This is a genomic window from Vibrio sp. 10N.222.51.C5, assembly GCF_041474575.1.
Taxonomy (GTDB): Bacteria; Pseudomonadota; Gammaproteobacteria; order Enterobacterales; family Vibrionaceae; genus Vibrio; species Vibrio crassostreae_C.
This window is the reverse complement of the sequence record NZ_JBFRUJ010000005.1, coordinates 160,270-175,421: the sequence shown is the minus strand read 5'-3', so window position 1 is coordinate 175,421 and position 15,152 is coordinate 160,270. Positions and strand designations below refer to the sequence as shown.

Below are 15,152 nucleotides of genomic sequence, written 5' to 3'. Positions count from 1 at the left end.
AATGGCATTAGCTTATGATTAACTAATCTTAAATTAATTTAAGTGCTCGCTTGCTACTGATCATCAATATGTCTATTTAGGTTGGCTACTTGATAAACTAGCTTCCTGAGAAGGTCATCCATAATAAATGAATGATGTTCGCCTTTAAGGGTTGATGATTTAGATAGCAGGAAAAATTCCACATAACGTGGGTTGTTAGATTGAGCTTAAACGACAATAAGAAAACGCTCTCCTCAACCTGCGATAATACTTTAGAAGTTCACTCTCTATGAACACAGAACAAGATACACAAGCGCAAGAAAACGTAGCTCCAGCTTTGGAAGCGGGAACGCTGCTTAAGAACAAACGAGAATCTCTTGGTTTAACGCAAAAGCAGATTTCTGATCGCTTGAAACTTCGCGTTACTCTGATCCAACAAATTGAAGAAAACCAATTCGAGTCAGATCAAGTGGCGACGTTTATGCGTGGCTATATTCGTTCATACGCGAAATACGTCAATCTTGACGAAAAAGTCGTATTGAGTGCGCTGCATCATGCCGGTGATGCTCAGCATCAAGAGCAAGAAATGCTGAGTTTTTCTCGTAAGACCAAAACCGAGAAGCACAACAGCCGTATTATGATCCTGACTTGGAGCATTTTTGCGGTCATTGCGGGTATCTCCTCACTTTGGTGGTGGCAGAACCAACAGCAAGACACCCTATCTCAATCTTTAGCGAATACTGAAAGCTCAGAAGAGCTAGCGGTAGAAGAGTCACTTGCCCCTGAATTCACCTCTTTAGAAGTGATTGAAGCTGAACAAAACGAAGCGGGTGCTTCTGTTGTTGAAGGTGCTGAAGGCCTTGCTGCGATAAGCGATGCGGAAGATACTTCAGATGCTGTTACTCCAGCTGACGAAACTTCTGCACAACAAACAACAGAGACTGAACCAACTGCTGAAGCTGCTGCGAATGCAGAAACGGTTGAAGCTAGCACGGCTCCTGAAGCTGTGGCTAACGAACTAGTGATGCAGTTCACCGCTGATTGCTGGATCCAAGTAAAAGATGCAACGGGTAAAACCTTGTCGACTGGCATTAAAAAAGCAGGTCAGTCGTTAAATCTATCAGGAACTGCGCCATATAAAGTGATTCTAGGTGCGCCAGAAGGCGTATCAATGACATTTGCAAGTGAACCTGTCGACCTTTCTGGGTATACTTCAGGCAAAGTAGCTAGAATAACCTTACCTTAGAGTTAATATGCAACACGAATCTCCTATTATTCGTCGCAAATCAACCCGTATTTATGTGGGTGATGTGCCGATCGGTGATGGTGCACCAATTGCTGTGCAATCCATGACCAACACAAGAACAACAGATGTAGCCGCGACCGTTGCTCAAATTAGAGCTCTGGAAAAAGTTGGCGCTGATATCGTTCGCGTATCTGTACCGACTATGGATGCAGCTGAAGCCTTTAAGCTAATCAAGCAGCAGGTCTCTGTTCCTTTGGTTGCTGATATTCACTTCGACTACCGTATCGCACTTAAAGTGGCGGAATACGGCGTTGACTGTCTGCGTATCAACCCAGGTAACATCGGTAACGAAAGCCGTATCCGCTCAGTTGTTGATTGTGCACGTGATATGAATATTCCGATTCGTATTGGTGTTAACGGCGGCTCTCTTGAGAAAGAGATCCAAGAGAAATACACAGAACCTACAGCAGAAGCGCTTGTTGAATCAGCAATGCGTCATGTAGATATCCTAGACCGTCTGAACTTTGATCAATTCAAAGTCAGCGTGAAGGCTTCTGATGTATTCCTTGCTGTCGGTTCTTACCGTTTGCTGGCTAAGCAGATTGATCAACCTCTCCACCTTGGTATTACCGAAGCGGGTGGTGCGCGTGCAGGCTCTGTGAAGTCAGCGGTAGGTTTAGGTATGCTTCTTTCTGAAGGTATCGGCGATACGCTGCGTATATCGCTAGCGGCTGATCCGGTTGAAGAGATCAAAGTTGGCTTTGATATTCTTAAATCTTTGCGCATTCGTTCGCGTGGCATCAACTTCATTGCGTGTCCGAGCTGTTCTCGTCAAGAGTTCGATGTTATTAACACCGTTAATGCCCTTGAAGAGCGCCTAGAAGACGTGATCACTCCAATGGACGTATCTATCATCGGTTGTGTGGTTAACGGCCCTGGTGAAGCTGAAGTGTCTCACTTAGGTTTAGCTGGTAGTGCACGTAAGAGTGCCTTCTACGAAGATGGTAAGCGTCAGAAAGAGCGCTTCGACAACGATGACCTTGTCGACAAACTTGAAGCTAAGATTCGTGCAAAAGCGTCAGTGCTTGATAAAGCAAATCGCATTGATGTAGAAAACTTAGAAGATTAATACAACGCGATGGGGTGTGATTGTCTATTCGCACTAACACCTGGTCGTGAGAAATTACGGAATAAATACTGTGGCTAAAAATATTCAAGCAATTCGAGGCATGAACGACTGCCTTCCAACTCAATCACCACTGTGGCAGAAAGTAGAAAGCGCAGTTAAAAACGTGGTGAGTGCATACGGTTACAACGAAGTACGTATGCCTATCGTTGAAGAAACAAACCTATTTAGCCGTGCAGTTGGTGAAGAGACAGACGTTGTTTCTAAAGAGATGTACACCTTTGACGACCGCAATGGCGATAGCCTAACGCTGCGTCCAGAAGGCACAGCAGGTTGTGTACGTTCATGTATTCAAAACAGCCTTATCAACCGTGATGAACAGCGCCTATGGTACATGGGCCCTATGTTCCGTCACGAGCGCCCTCAAAAAGGTCGTTACCGTCAATTCCACCAATGTGGTGTTGAAGTGTTTGGCCTAGACGGTCCAGACGTTGACGCAGAACTTATCATGATGACAGCACGTCTATGGCGTGAGCTAGGCATCGACAAGCACGTTCGCCTAGAGCTGAACTCAATCGGTTCTCAAGAAGATCGCGTTAGCTACCGCACTGCGTTAGTGGCTTTCCTTGAGCAACACATTGATGTGCTTGACGAAGACTGCAAACGTCGCATGCACACTAACCCTCTACGTGTACTTGATACTAAGAACCCTGATGTTCAAGCTATCTTAGGTGACGCACCTCGACTATCTGAATATCTAGGTGAAGAATCGAAGCAACATTTTGCTGGTTTGTGTGAACTTCTTGACGCTGTTGGTATCGAATACCAAGTTAATGAGCGTCTAGTACGTGGCCTAGATTACTACAACCGCACTGTATTTGAGTGGATCACAGACAGCCTTGGTGCTCAAGGTACAGTATGTGGCGGCGGTCGTTACGATGGTCTTGTTGAGCAACTAGGCGGCAAAGCAACCAATGCAGTTGGCTTCGCAATGGGTCTAGAGCGTCTGGTTCTGATGATGGAAACGCTAGAGCTAACAGAAGTTCGTCGTAGCGTTGATGTATACGTAGTTGCTGCTGGCGAAGGTACTATGATCGCGGGCATGCAGTTAGCGAATCAATTACGCGACACCGTTGAAGGCGTGCGTGTAATGAACCACTTCGGTGGTGGTAACTTCAAGAAGCAATTCAAACGTGCTGACAAAGTAGGTGCTGTTGTGGCGCTGGTACTTGGTGAGAACGAAGTTGCTGACAATACAGTTGTGCTAAAAGATCTGGTTGGCGGCGAGCAAGAAACCGTGTCTCAAACGGAAGTTGCAGAGAAAGTTGCTGCGCTAATCTAATTAGCCATTGAGCAAACGCTCATAATGAATACTAACGTCAGCACTATGCTGGCGTTTAAAGAATTAAAGAGGACAGGAAGTGGAACTTTACGATAGCGAAGAGCAACAAGTTGAAGCCATTAAAGATTGGTGGAAAGAGAACGGTAAAGCCGTAATCTTTGGTGCGGTTATTGGTTTAGGTGGTCTATTTGGCTGGCGCTATTACCAAGATTCAGTAGTTGAAGCGCGTGAAGCAGCTTCAGAAAGCTACACCTCTGTAATTTCAGCTCTTGATGTTAAGGGTGTTGATGCTCAATCTGATATTCAAGCTTTCATCGACGCAAACAAAGATGCTGAGTACTCAGTACTTGCTGCTATGCAACTAGCAAAAGTACAAGTACAAGCAGGCGATCTAGCGGCGGCACTTGAACAGCTCGAGTGGGCAAAATCGGCAACTAAGGACGCGGCACTTGCGCCACTACTTACTTACCGTGTTGCACGTATTAAAGCTGAGCAAGGTGAATTTGACGCAGCACTGACTGATCTTGCTGCTATGACAGATGAATCTTGGAAAGGCCGTGTTGCTGAACTGCGTGGTGATATCTCACTTCGTAAAGGCGACACAGACGCAGCATACAGTGCTTACACAGAAGCACAGCAAGCTGTTGACGCTAGCCAAACGCTTCAAATCAAACTTGACGACCTAGCTAAATAAGGCGCTTTGAATGAAGAAGATGTTTCCAAAAGCGGCGTTGTGTGCGATTGCTCTTGGCCTACTAGCTGGCTGTGCGGGTGAAGAAGACACCGTAATCATGGCTCCAGTCCCAACGGTAAACAGCGAGTTCACTCCTAGTCAGGAATGGTCTACGTCGGTTGGTGATGGTGTTGGTCACTACTTTTCAAAACTAACGCCAGAATTGGCTTACGACAAAGTGTTTGTTGCAAGCCGTGAAGGTATGGTTAAAGCGCTTGATCCTGATACAGGTAAAGCGCTGTGGAAAGTCGATCTTGAGAAAGACGTATTGGCTCGTTTATCGGGTGGTTTAACGGCGGCTTACGGTAAAGTTTTTGTTGGTTCTGAAAATGGCGAAGTGATCGCACTGGAAGAATCGACCGGTGAAGAGCTGTGGCGTGTATCAGTCAATGGCGAGGTGCTTGCATCCCCAGCAACTGATAGCAACATGGTCATTGTTCATACCAGTCGCGGTATGTTGATCGCGTTAGATCAAGCAAGCGGTGAACAAAAATGGACCATCAGTACGGAAGTACCAAGCCTAACACTGCGTGGCGATAGCTCGCCTGTTGCAGTTTCTGGTGGTGTATTCTGGGGTACAGCAAATGGTCGTCTAGCTGCGGCTATCGTTGATCGTGGTCAGCTTATTTGGCAACAGCCAGTAGGCACACCAAAAGGTGCAACGGAAATTGATCGTTTGGTTGATGTTGATGCATCTCCAATTGTTCTTGGTGGCACCCTGTATACCGTAGGTATCAATGGTCAGCTGATTGCTATCGACCTTCGTTCTGGTAAGCCAATTTGGAAACGTAACTACTCATCAGCGATTGATTTAGCAAGTGATGGTAGCCGTTTGTTCGTTGTTACCGACAAAGACCATGTGGTTGCGGTTGATGCGCGTAGTGGTACTGAACTGTGGAGCACTCCATTGTTAGAAAACCGCTTACTGACAGCACCTGCTATTATTAATGGTTATGTAGTCGTGGGTGATACTGAAGGTTATCTGCACTGGTTGGATCGTTCATCGGGTGAGTTTGTTGCTCAACAGCTTGTCGATGATAGCGGCTTTGCGGTTGCACCAATTGAACTGCCTGAAGGCTACTTAGTGACGACTCGCAATGGCGATGTAAAGAAACTAACGATTAGCCAATAAAAGCGTGATATAATTCACAGTCGGCTCCTGGTTGGTAACAGCCAGGAGCCGTTTTGTTGTTAAAAATTAATAAACCGTGTGGTTATAGGTAAGAGTTTAAACTTGCGAACAAGTGCTTACCTATAACTACATTTAGAGAAGAAATTGTAGAGGTTGTTATGGTACCTGTTGTTGCTCTAGTAGGGCGTCCGAACGTAGGTAAATCTACGTTATTTAACCGATTGACTCGAACTCGTGATGCATTGGTTGCGGATTTCCCTGGCTTAACGCGTGACCGTAAATACGGTCATGCTCATTTTAGCGAGCATGACTTTATTGTTATTGACACTGGCGGTATCGACGGTACTGAAGAAGGTGTTGAAACTAAAATGGCTGAACAGTCGCTAGCGGCGATTGATGAAGCTGATGTCGTTCTATTTATGGTAGATGGCCGTGCGGGTCTAACACCTTCAGACGTGGCGATTGCTAAGCACCTACGTCAACTAGAAAAGCCTTCAATGCTAGTAGTAAACAAGGTTGATGGTATCGACCCTGATGCTGCAAGTGCTGACTTCTGGCAACTAGGTGTAGAAGACATGTACCAAATCGCTGCGGCGCATGGTCGTGGTGTTACTGCACTTATTGACCTTGCTCTTAACCCATTCGCAGAAGCGCTAAAAGCTGAGAATGGCGAAGTAAGCGACTTAACTGAGTTTGAAGACGAAGAAGAAGAGCAGGTTGAATTTACAGAAGAAGAAGCTGAAGCAGAATTCAAGCGTCTTCAAGATCAACCGATCAAACTAGCGATCATTGGCCGTCCTAACGTAGGTAAATCAACGCTAACGAACCGTATTCTTGGTGAAGAGCGTGTGGTTGTTTACGATATGCCAGGTACGACTCGTGACTCTATCTACATCCCAATGCAGCGTGACGAGCGTGAATACGTTCTAATCGATACTGCGGGTGTTCGTCGTCGTAAAAACATCAACGAAACGGTAGAGAAGTTCTCAGTGGTTAAAACACTGAAAGCGATTGAAGATGCTAACGTTGTATTGCTGCTTATCGATGCTCGCGAAAACATCTCTGATCAAGATCTAAGCTTGCTAGGCTTTGCGTTGAACGCTGGTCGTTCAATTGTTATTGCCGTAAACAAGTGGGATGGCCTAGATAACGACGTTAAAGAACGCGTTAAGAAAGAGCTAGACCGTCGCTTAGGCTTCGTTGATTTCGCACGTATTCACTTTATCTCTGCACTTCACGGTACAGGTGTTGGTCACTTGTTTGAGTCTGTACAAGAAGCTTACAAGTCAGCGACTACTCGTGTTGGTACTTCTGTGCTAACTCGTATCATGAAGATGGCGACTGATGATCACCAACCGCCTATGGTTCGTGGCCGTCGTGTGAAACTGAAATACGCGCACGCTGGTGGCTACAACCCACCGATTATCGTTATCCACGGCAACCAAGTTCGTAACTTGCCAGATTCATACAAACGATTCTTGATGAACTACTACCGTCGTTCACTAGAAATCATGGGTACACCTATTCGCATTCAATTCCAGAACAGCGAGAACCCATTTGAAGCTAAGACTAACAAGCTGACAATTTCTCAAGAACGTAAACGTAAACGTATGATGAGCATGGTTAAAGGTCGTAAGTAAACCTTTCCAATAGATTTGATACCCGAGCCTGTCTCGGGTATTTTTTTAAGCAAAATTCACGTTAAGCCATAACAATACGTTTTTATCATCATGGCTCAACGAATCAGACTAGATTCCAGAAGAAGAACGATATGACTACTAGCGATTTGATTACACCTGTGTCAGCAATCACACCAACCATCACTCAATTTTGTCATCAGGCTTGGCAGCTCAATGCTAAAGCGCAGTACGTTGAAAGCGATGACAGCAAAACTTACCTGATCACCGACGTGACACCTTTCCACCCAGTGAGTCATATTTGGCCCGATCACCCTGCAGACCAAGGCTTTGTGAATGTTGGTGACGTGCAATTTCCCGTTGAAGACTGCCTTGTTGGTGCTATAGAACAATCTACTGGCAAGCTTCATATCGCAGCAGATATCCCTGTTAAGCGTGATACGGAAGGGTGGGCGTTTGTTGTTGTCCACCAGCTACCTACATCTGCTTCTATGATTAAGGTTAACGACGAAGTCGTGTTGTCGGTTGATAAAGAGTACCAAGCCAGTTTGAGCCGTGGTCACAGTGCTGGCCACATCGCTTTCCTAGCCTTGAATAAAGTATTGGCTGAGAGCTACTGGCGTAAAGATGCGGACAGAAAAGATCCGCTTGGCAGTTACGACTTCAATAGTTATGCACAAGTGACGAGCTTTGTGACTCCAGAGCTGTGTACCGATAAGTATCGCTTAGGCAAAACCCTGAAGAAGCGCGGTTTGAACGTTGCAGACATGCTAGCAAATCTTGATGACATCGAAGCTGATATCAACCAAATGCTTGCGGGCTGGCTTGCAGAGCCGACGCCAGTTGCGATGAGACTAGAAGGCGAGGCGTTAACAGACTCTCGTTACTGGGAGTGGCAGCTTGACGCAGATACTCAGGTCACTATTCCTTGTGGTGGCACACACATTGGAAATACCTCAGAACTTGGTGCGCTGTCCGTTAAGCTGACCCAGCTAGATGGCCAAAACATTGAAATGCTGACGCATGTAATTCGATGATTTAGACTACAGATCGAAATGGCTTGTGCTGTTTATTTTATTTTTACATGTCACTTTTGATATAAATGACTATTTGAAATTGAAATGCAGCATATGTAACTTATGCTTTCGGTGTGTGGTGATATAAATATTCTTTTTGGGGTAGATCGCTGATCAAAATAGATAAAGCGAAAGATCAACCTATGATCTTCGATTGTGTGTCGTACTAATTTAGTGTGTTATTATTAACCAATAACAAGCTTGCATAAGAACAAGTTGTACCCGATTACACAATTGAAAGCCTTAGTGAATGGAACAACAATTTTTATTAGAAAGTCATCGAGCCGTCAATAGCTTGCTACGGAAGCTTGCGCTTGGGATGGATCGCAAAGATTTAAATCACAAGATTATTCAGCTTACCGAGCAGCTTTTTGGGCAGCGCATGGCTTCAATTCTACTGCTCAACTCAGAGTCTAAAACGTTACACCTTGAATATGCCCCAAACCTGCCTGATTTTTACAATCAACAGATTGAAGGGGTAGGAATTGGTGCGGGGATAGGCTCTTGTGGCGAGGCAGCTGCGCTTAAGAAAGCAGTGATGATCTCCAACATAAATGCACACCCAAACTGGGCACCTTTTCTGGCCCTCACCAATCAAGCGAATTTGCATGCCTGTTGGTCGGTCCCCATTATCTCGTCACGCGGTAATGTGTTGGGTACCTTCGCTATTTATAGTCAGTACATCTCTGAACCACATGAATTTGAGCTCGAGATCTTAGAGCTACTGGCTTCCCTGTATTCGGTAGCACTAGAGAAGTTTGAGCTGGAGAACCAGCTAAACTTTTTCGCTAATCGAGATTCTTTAACCCATTGCTTGAATCGTCGCGCATTGTTTAATGAAGCGGAGAAAGTGTTGGCCAAGCGATGCTTTTCTGAAAAGGTGATGGCGTGTTTGTTTGTTGATGTCGATAAGTTCAAATCGATAAATGATACCTATGGCCACAGTTTCGGTGACGATGTGCTGTTGGCGGTTGCCGAAGTTCTTGATGAGGCAACCACAGCATGTGCCAAGATAGGCCGTTATGGTGGCGATGAGTTTGTGGTGTTCTCTTGCTTTGATGATCAAGAAAGCGTTGTTAGCTTCTACCACAGCTTAGAGAAAGCACTGCAACAAGCGCTTTATATCAATGATGTGCAGTTCTCAGTGAGTGTTGGGTTGTCTTGTGACAAAGATCCTCAAGGATTAGACCAGTTGATCGCACAAGCTGATAAGAACATGTACCAAATCAAGCAAGCGAAGTCTCAGCGGTAGTAGATTGTAAAAATAGTAGTGAATTAGGAAATGCTAATGAGTGAAAATATCTGCCCTAAGTGCCAGTCTGAGCTAGCTTGGGATGGCAAGTATCATTGTGAAAGTTGTCAGGCTCACTTTACTAAAGTTGGGTTTTGCCCTGAGTGCAGCAGCCAACTTGAGAAGCTTCAAGCCTGTGGTGCGGCGAGCTATTTTTGCAACGGTGATTGCAACGAGTTGAAATCAAAGTCGAGAGTAAAATTCGAATTTCAACCTGCGGAATAGCCTTAAACTACATGGTTTGAACGACCATCGGTGATGTTATACCAGAGACTCAATACTAAAGTGTTGGGTCTTTTTTGTATCTGAAGAACAGGAATGTGTCATCTTGGTTCATTCCCACCGTCACTGCACCAGTATGAAACATAGTTACATGATTGCTATGCACTCTATTGGTGTGAGTTTCTTTTAAATTATATTAATACAATTACTTATAAATAATTTCGTTGGTTTATAAGTTTGGCACTCTTCTTGTAACTCTGTAATTGAATAACAAAAATACAATTATGGAGTAATATCATGAACAAGGTGTTCAATTTATCGCTAGCTGCACTGTGTACAACACTTTCATTTTCTTCTGCAACAGTGTTTGCTGCTGATGAGACCATCAAGGTCGGTGTTCTACACTCACTCTCTGGCACCATGGCGATCAGTGAGACAACGCTAAAAGATACCGTGCTAATGCTCATCGAAGAGCAGAACAAAAAGGGCGGTTTGCTTGGTAAGAAGCTAGAGCCTGTCGTGGTTGACCCTGCGTCAAACTGGCCGCTATTTGCTGAGAAAGCGCGTGAGCTTATCGAAAAAGAGAAAGTAGATGTGGTGTTCGGTGGTTGGACATCGGTATCACGTAAATCCATGCTGCCTGTTTTTGAAGAACTCAACAGCATCCTTTTCTACCCAGTACAGTATGAAGGTGAAGAGTCTTCTAAAAACGTTTTCTACACCGGTGCCGCGCCAAACCAACAAGCGATCCCTGCAGTGGATTACTTGATGGAAGAGCTTGAAGTTGAGCGCTGGGTACTTGCAGGTACCGATTACGTTTATCCACGTACCACCAATAAGATCCTTGAAGCCTACTTAAAAGATAAAGGTGTCGCAGAAGAAGACATCATGATCAACTACACGCCATTTGGTCACTCTGATTGGCAATCTATCGTTTCAGACATCAAGAAGTTCGGTGAAGCGGGCAAGAAAACGGCTGTTGTTTCTACTGTGAACGGCGATGCGAACGTACCTTTCTATAAAGAGCTAGGCGCTCAAGGCATTTCATCTGAAGACATCCCAGTTATTGCATTCTCTGTTGGTGAAGAAGAACTGTCAGGCATGGACACAGAACCACTGGTTGGTCATCTAGCGGCATGGAACTACTTCATGAGTGTTGATACTGAAGCTAATGAAGAGTTCGTTGAAACGTGGCAGTCGTTCATCAAGAGTGAAAAGCGTGTCACCAATGACCCAATGGAAGCGCACTATGTTGGCTTCAACATGTGGGCTCAAGCGGTCACTAATGCGGGCACAACCGATCCTGAATCTGTGCAAGATGCCTTGATTGGCGTGTCTGTACCTAACCTTTCTGGCGGCTACTCTACCATGCTACCAAATCACCACATCACCAAACCAGTCCTGATCGGTGAAATCCAAGACGATGGTCAATTCGACATTGTTTGGGAAACCACTGGACTAGTGGCGGGTGATGCCTGGTCGAGTTACTTACCTGAATCGGCAAAACTGTTCTCTAGCTGGTCGAAGCCATTCTCATGTGGTGCGTTTAACGTCGAAACGAAGAAATGTTCTGGCGGTAACTAGAGTCATTAATTTTGAGCCTTGTCTTTGGCAAACCAAGCCAAGGGAAGGCTCATCGTTTCAGGTAACAACCACTATCCACACATCCTCCAAGTAAAAATAACAATATCTAACTTGGTTGGTTAAGGAAGCAGGGATGAAAAACGTATTAAACGTATTTAAAGCGCTGTTGCTCATGGCAGTCAGTGCTCAGTTGGCTTTTGCTGGAATAACGGATGAAGCTAGCTTTACCAAGGCGCTAGTTGGTAAGAAAACATCGGATAAAGAATTAGCTATCGATTGGGTGATTGAGACGCAAACGGAAGATGTGTCGAAACCTATTTTAGATGGCTGGTTAAACGGAAACCTTTACTACTTCAATGAGAAACAGAGCGAGCAGTACAAACAGCTCTACCTCATTCAAAACATCAAAACGGCAACGTCAGCTCAGTCAGTATGGACTGATTCAACGCTTAATATCGAGAATACGAGACAGTTTAAAAAGGTTCGTGTGAATAACAAACTTCGCGGGATATTACGCGGGGAAATTGCTTCTATTGGACTGAACAGCGGCAATCCTGATGTGCGTTATAAAGCGGTTTTGGATTTGTTAGGAACCAAAGACGCTGACATTATCGAACGACTAACTGAACTCAGAACCAATGAATCAGATGGCAAAGTAGCTGAGCTAATGGATTTGTCGTTAGCGATTGCCACCTCTCTTAATAACAGTGCCACCATTGAAGATCGTGTGGCTTCAATTGAACGAGTTGGCGACTTCAAACACTCGGTCGTTCTGAAAACACTGAACCAACTATTGAACAGTGAGCAAGATCCAAGCATTACCGCTGCAGCAGAACGTGCGATGGATAGCTATCAACAAAGCCAAGCACTCTATTCGGGTGTAGAAACGGTATTCTTCGGTTTGAGTTTAGGTTCGGTATTGGTGTTAGCGGGTATCGGCTTAGCGATCACTTTTGGTGTGATGGGTGTTATCAACATGGCTCATGGCGAGTTGATCATGATTGGCGCTTATACCACCTATGTCATGCAATTGTTGATGCCCAATCATATTGGTTTGGCACTGATACTCTCTATCCCTGCTGCGTTTATTGTTTCAGGTTTGGTGGGCATTGTGATCGAGCGAAGTGTGATTCGTCATCTTTATGGTCGCCCATTGGAAACCTTACTCGCGACCTTTGGTATTAGCTTAATCTTGCAGCAGGCTGTTCGTTCTATTTTCTCTCCTTTGAACCGCTCAGTGAGCACACCTGAATGGATGTCTGGCGCACTTCAATTAAACCCAATGTTGTCCCTGACCTACAACCGCCTTTACATCATTCTCTTCTGTGGTTTGGTGTTTATGGGCTTATTAATGGTTCTGAAAAAGACACCACTAGGTTTGCAGGTTCGTGCGGTTTCTCAAAACCGTGGCATGGCTCGTGCGATGGGTATTCGTTCAGAGCGAGTTGATGCGATGACCTTCGGTTTAGGCTCTGGCGTTGCGGGTGTTGCAGGCGTGGCACTGTCTCAACTGACCAACGTTGGCCCTAATATGGGACAGGCGTACATCATCGACTCATTCATGGTGGTGGTATTCGGCGGTGTTGGCAACCTATGGGGCACGCTAGTCGCAGGCTTAAGCCTTGGTCTGTTCAATAAAATTTTAGAACCATGGGCTGGTGCGGTTCTCGCCAAGATTCTGGTACTGGTTTTCATCATTCTATTTATTCAAAAACGCCCACGCGGACTCTTCCCGCAACGTGGTCGTGCGGCTGAAGGTTAAGGACAACATCATGCAGTCAAAATCATTTGTACTTTCGGCAATGCGTGGTGACAAAGGTGGCCAACTGACCATCCTTGCCATTCTAGCGGCCGTTATTCTTATCCCACTGGCTAACACCATGTTACCAAGTGGGCACCCGCTCCATGTAGAGACTTTTACTATCTCGCTGATGGGCAAATATCTGAGCTACGCAATGTTGGCGTTGGCGCTCGATCTGGTGTGGGGCTATCTCGGAATCTTGAGCCTTGGCCACGGTGCTTTCTTTGCGCTTGGTGGTTATGCGATGGGCATGTACTTGATGCGTCAGATTGGTGACCGTGGGGTTTATGGTGATCCAGTCTTACCAGATTTCATGGTGTTCCTTGATTGGTCTGCGTTGCCGTGGTTCTGGCATGGCTTTGACCAGTTCTGGTTTGCTTGCCTGATGGTGGTGCTAGTGCCGGGCGCATTGGCTTACTTGTTCGGTTATTTAGCTTTCCGCTCTCGTGTGTCCGGGGTGTATCTTTCTATCATGACTCAGGCATTAACTTACGCATTGATGCTGGCATTTTTCCGCAACGAAATGGGCTTTGGTGGCAACAACGGACTGACGGATTTCAAAGACATCATCGGTCTGAGTTTGCAGAGTGATGCGGTCAAGATAGGTCTGTTTGTCGCGACTGGTATTGCGCTTATTCTCAGCTACATAGCTTGTCGCATGGTGGTGACCAGTCGATTAGGTCGTGTGGCATTAGCGATTCGTGATACGGAATCACGCACTCGCTTTATGGGCTATGACGTCGATGGCATCAAGCTGTGGGTCTTCGTTCTTTCTGCGGTTATCGCCGGTATTGCCGGGGCTTTATATGTCCCTCAAGTGGGTATTATCAATCCGGGAGAATTTGCTCCTCTTAACTCGATTGAGATTGTGGTTTGGGTAGCCTTAGGCGGTCGTGCCACTCTGTTTGGTGCCATTGTCGGTGCATTGATCATCAACTACGCCAAGAGTTGGTTTACGGTTGAGTTCCCGGAGGTGTGGCTGTTTGCTCTGGGTGGACTATTCGTACTCTCAACCATGTACTTCCCACAAGGTGTGATTGGCTTTGTCAGTGAAAAGTGGCAGCAGCTGCGCAAGGCATCAAATGGGAAAAACCAAGATAAAGATAAGGATGATCAGCACAAGGCCAAGGAGGTGATCGCATGACCACATTTAATAGCGTAAAGGAATCGGTTCAGGCGTTCACTCGTCGAGACGAAGTCTTTGATTACCTCAAACCCGATATTCATCCTGCCATCGATACTCGACATAACGTGCTGTTGTATGTCGAAGGCGTCAACAAAAGCTTCGATGGTTTCCAAGCGATAAACGACCTCAACCTCTACATCAAAGAGGGAGAGCTACGCTGTATCATAGGTCCTAATGGTGCAGGTAAAACCACCATGATGGACATTATCACAGGTAAAACTAAGCCAGACACCGGCGAGGTGTGGTTGGGTTCGAACATCAACTTATTGAAGATGAACGAAGCCGAAATCGCCAATGCAGGCGTTGGGCGTAAATTCCAAAAACCGACCGTGATTGAGTGTTTAACTGTGTGGCAGAACCTTGAATTAGCCATGGCCGGTGACCGCTCAGTGTGGGCGACGTTCACCGCTGTGATGTCTGGTGAACAGAAAGACAAATTGACCTCGGTACTTGAGCTGATTCATTTAAAAGACGAAGCGGCGAATTTGGCAGGTAACCTGTCTCACGGACAAAAGCAGTGGTTAGAGATCGGCATGCTATTGATGCAAAACCCTAAGCTGTTGCTGGTGGATGAACCCGTGGCAGGTATGACTCACCAAGAAATGGATCGCACCTCTGAGTTACTTAACTCACTGGCAGGTAAGCACTCGGTTGTGGTCGTTGAACATGATATGGATTTCGTTCGTTCTATCGCCAGCCATGTCACCGTGCTTCATCAAGGTCATGTGTTGGCTGAAGGCACCATGGATCAAGTGCAGGCTCACCCTGAAGTTAAACAAGTTTATCTCGGAGAATAG

The 15,152-nt window shown here is 45.7% G+C and carries 13 protein-coding genes; all 13 read left to right on the top strand.

Going from position 1 to position 15,152, the window contains the following annotated elements; translation table 11 throughout:
- Positions 1-268: 268 nt before the first annotated feature.
- A complete protein-coding gene (gene rodZ, locus AB4558_RS01465) occupies positions 269-1,225 on the top strand; it encodes a cytoskeleton protein RodZ (protein WP_372157775.1) in 957 nt (318 codons plus the stop codon).
- Between the two features lie 7 nt (positions 1,226-1,232).
- Positions 1,233-2,354 (top strand): flavodoxin-dependent (E)-4-hydroxy-3-methylbut-2-enyl-diphosphate synthase, encoded by a 1,122-nt coding sequence (gene ispG / locus AB4558_RS01460; protein ID WP_009848294.1) that lies wholly within the window; start codon positions 1,233-1,235, stop codon positions 2,352-2,354.
- 70 nt (positions 2,355-2,424) lie between these two features.
- Positions 2,425-3,693: a histidine--tRNA ligase gene (gene hisS / locus AB4558_RS01455; protein WP_017062514.1), complete on the top strand. Its 1,269-nt coding sequence runs from the start codon at positions 2,425-2,427 to the stop codon at positions 3,691-3,693.
- Between the two features lie 79 nt (positions 3,694-3,772).
- Positions 3,773-4,387: a YfgM family protein gene (locus AB4558_RS01450; protein ID WP_017062513.1), complete on the top strand. Its 615-nt coding sequence runs from the start codon at positions 3,773-3,775 to the stop codon at positions 4,385-4,387.
- A 10-nt stretch (positions 4,388-4,397) separates the two neighbouring features.
- Positions 4,398-5,558 carry an outer membrane protein assembly factor BamB gene (bamB, locus tag AB4558_RS01445; RefSeq protein ID WP_017062512.1) on the top strand — a complete coding sequence of 387 codons (1,161 nt, stop codon included), beginning with the start codon at positions 4,398-4,400 and terminating at the stop codon, positions 5,556-5,558.
- 158 nt (positions 5,559-5,716) lie between these two features.
- Positions 5,717-7,198 (top strand): ribosome biogenesis GTPase Der, encoded by a 1,482-nt coding sequence (gene der / locus AB4558_RS01440; protein ID WP_017062511.1) that lies wholly within the window; start codon positions 5,717-5,719, stop codon positions 7,196-7,198.
- 131 nt (positions 7,199-7,329) lie between these two features.
- Positions 7,330-8,232 (top strand): alanyl-tRNA editing protein, encoded by a 903-nt coding sequence (locus AB4558_RS01435; RefSeq protein ID WP_372137600.1) that lies wholly within the window; start codon positions 7,330-7,332, stop codon positions 8,230-8,232.
- A gap of 289 nt (positions 8,233-8,521) precedes the next feature.
- Positions 8,522-9,523 carry a sensor domain-containing diguanylate cyclase gene (locus AB4558_RS01430; protein ID WP_372157773.1) on the top strand — a complete coding sequence of 334 codons (1,002 nt, stop codon included), beginning with the start codon at positions 8,522-8,524 and terminating at the stop codon, positions 9,521-9,523.
- Between the two features lie 36 nt (positions 9,524-9,559).
- Positions 9,560-9,787 (top strand): zinc ribbon domain-containing protein, encoded by a 228-nt coding sequence (locus AB4558_RS01425; RefSeq protein WP_017056199.1) that lies wholly within the window; start codon positions 9,560-9,562, stop codon positions 9,785-9,787.
- Positions 9,788-10,081: 294 nt separating this feature from the next.
- Complete coding sequence (gene urtA / locus AB4558_RS01420) at positions 10,082-11,368, top strand: urea ABC transporter substrate-binding protein (protein WP_004735113.1); 1,287 nt, start codon at positions 10,082-10,084, stop codon at positions 11,366-11,368.
- Between the two features lie 133 nt (positions 11,369-11,501).
- A complete protein-coding gene (gene urtB / locus AB4558_RS01415) occupies positions 11,502-13,130 on the top strand; it encodes an urea ABC transporter permease subunit UrtB (RefSeq protein WP_372157770.1) in 1,629 nt (542 codons plus the stop codon).
- A gap of 10 nt (positions 13,131-13,140) precedes the next feature.
- Positions 13,141-14,313 (top strand): urea ABC transporter permease subunit UrtC, encoded by a 1,173-nt coding sequence (gene urtC / locus AB4558_RS01410; RefSeq protein ID WP_372083902.1) that lies wholly within the window; start codon positions 13,141-13,143, stop codon positions 14,311-14,313.
- Positions 14,310-15,152, top strand: a complete 843-nt coding sequence (urtD, locus tag AB4558_RS01405) for an urea ABC transporter ATP-binding protein UrtD (RefSeq protein WP_017062506.1) — start codon at positions 14,310-14,312, stop codon at positions 15,150-15,152. Before urtC ends, urtD begins: the two co-directional genes overlap by 4 nt.

What these genes read in the sequence shown, in the direction of transcription:
- AB4558_RS01435 (WP_372137600.1), top strand. Translation starts at nt 7,330, where the DNA reads ATGACTACTAGCGATTTGATTACACCTGTGTCAGCAATCACACCAACC.
- ispG (WP_009848294.1), top strand. Translation starts at nt 1,233, where the DNA reads ATGCAACACGAATCTCCTATTATTCGTCGCAAATCAACCCGTATTTAT.
- rodZ (WP_372157775.1), top strand. Translation starts at nt 269, where the DNA reads ATGAACACAGAACAAGATACACAAGCGCAAGAAAACGTAGCTCCAGCT.
- urtA (WP_004735113.1), top strand. Translation starts at nt 10,082, where the DNA reads ATGAACAAGGTGTTCAATTTATCGCTAGCTGCACTGTGTACAACACTT.
- der (WP_017062511.1), top strand. Translation starts at nt 5,717, where the DNA reads ATGGTACCTGTTGTTGCTCTAGTAGGGCGTCCGAACGTAGGTAAATCT.
- urtD (WP_017062506.1), top strand. Translation starts at nt 14,310, where the DNA reads ATGACCACATTTAATAGCGTAAAGGAATCGGTTCAGGCGTTCACTCGT.
- urtB (WP_372157770.1), top strand. Translation starts at nt 11,502, where the DNA reads ATGAAAAACGTATTAAACGTATTTAAAGCGCTGTTGCTCATGGCAGTC.
- urtC (WP_372083902.1), top strand. Translation starts at nt 13,141, where the DNA reads ATGCAGTCAAAATCATTTGTACTTTCGGCAATGCGTGGTGACAAAGGT.
- AB4558_RS01425 (WP_017056199.1), top strand. Translation starts at nt 9,560, where the DNA reads ATGAGTGAAAATATCTGCCCTAAGTGCCAGTCTGAGCTAGCTTGGGAT.
- bamB (WP_017062512.1), top strand. Translation starts at nt 4,398, where the DNA reads ATGAAGAAGATGTTTCCAAAAGCGGCGTTGTGTGCGATTGCTCTTGGC.
- AB4558_RS01430 (WP_372157773.1), top strand. Translation starts at nt 8,522, where the DNA reads ATGGAACAACAATTTTTATTAGAAAGTCATCGAGCCGTCAATAGCTTG.